This is a genomic window from Marinobacter sp. ST-43 (assembly GCF_030541085.1).
Classification (GTDB): domain Bacteria; phylum Pseudomonadota; class Gammaproteobacteria; order Pseudomonadales; family Oleiphilaceae; genus Marinobacter; species Marinobacter nauticus.
In genome coordinates this window covers 1-1307 of the sequence record NZ_JASSVO010000055.1, presented here as the reverse complement: position 1 = coordinate 1307, position 1307 = coordinate 1, and the positions used below count along the sequence as shown (strand labels likewise).

Genomic DNA, 1307 nt, shown 5'->3' with positions numbered 1-1307 from the left:
TGACCCGTCCTGAATAAGGTTTACACCTTCTCACTGGAAATTGTGGAGGGTGTTATGAACACGAAGAGGCGGAGGAGTCAGCGAGATTATTCCCTGGCCTTTAAATTGGCGGTGGTAGGCCAGGTTGAAAAAGGCGAGATGACTTACAAGCAAGCCCAGGAACGATATGGTATCCAGGGACGCTCGACGGTGCTAACGTGGTTACGTAAGCATGGTCAGCAGGATTGGAGCCCGGCGGCCATGCTCTTGGTACGCAAGGGGGCTGCGATGAACAAATCGGATCTTCCACTTACACCAGAGCAGCGCATCAAAGAGCTGGAGCAGCAGCTAGATGAGGCCAACCAGAAAGCGCAATTCTTTGAATCCGTTGTGGATGTGCTTCAAAAAGACTATGGCTGTCGCGTTGTAAAAAAGCGGTCCGGCAAGTCCTCGCACAAAGACAAATCCAAGGCCTGAACGTTAGTCGGGCTTGCCGATATCTAGGTTTTTCCCGTCAGGCCTATTATCAGTACTTCAAAGCGGATGCGGCTCGTAAGGCGCACAATCTCTTGGTGCTGGACTTTGTACGGGAAGAGCGCCTGCATCAGCCTCGGCTGGGAACCCGCAAACTGCATTCGCTACTGAAACTGAATGCCCCTTTGCGCATGGGCCGGGACCGACTATTCGACCTCCTAAGAGCACACCGACAACTGGTTCCCCGCAAGCGGGCCTATCATAAGACCACGCATAGCCATCACCACTTTCGCTGTCATCCTAACCTGCTAAAGCCGGGTCCGGAGCAGGTTGTGCCAGTCGCACCTGAGCAGCTCTGGGTGGCAGATATTACCTACTTACCGACTCACCAGGGCTTGGCCTATCTCAGCCTGATTACGGATGCTTTCTCTCGCAAAATCGTGGGCTACCATGTCCATGACACCCTTCATACGGATTCTGTGATACAAGCTATGCGTAAGGCGTTGAAGGGAAGGAAACACTCTGGAGAACTCGTTCATCACTCGGATCGGGGAATCCAGTACTGCTCCATGTCATACCAACAGCTGCATGCCAAACACGGCATTCGTTGTTCAATGACCGATGGCTATGACTGTTATCAAAATGCACTGGCCGAAAGGGTGAACGGCATCCTGAAAACGGAGTTATTGCTGGCGCGCCCCAAAGACCTTGCGGAAGCCCAAAAGATGGTCGATCAGTCCGTGCAGACCTATAACACAAGGCGACCACATCTTGCCTTGAAATACAAAACGCCCGATGCGGTGCACCGGGCGTTTCAATAGAAATAGGTGTAAACCTATTTCAGGACTAGACAC

General features: G+C 52.3%; 1 protein-coding gene. It reads left to right on the top strand.

From position 1 onward, the window contains the following. Window positions 1-54 precede the first annotated feature (54 nt). Window positions 55-1274, top strand: a protein-coding gene (locus tag QPL98_RS19395) for an IS3 family transposase (protein ID WP_286893595.1) whose coding sequence is annotated in 2 segments (ribosomal slippage) — window positions 55-418 and window positions 418-1274 — 1221 coding nt in all. Because the reading frame shifts where the segments join, the coding sequence is not laid out codon by codon here. Window positions 1275-1307: the final 33 nt, after the last annotated feature.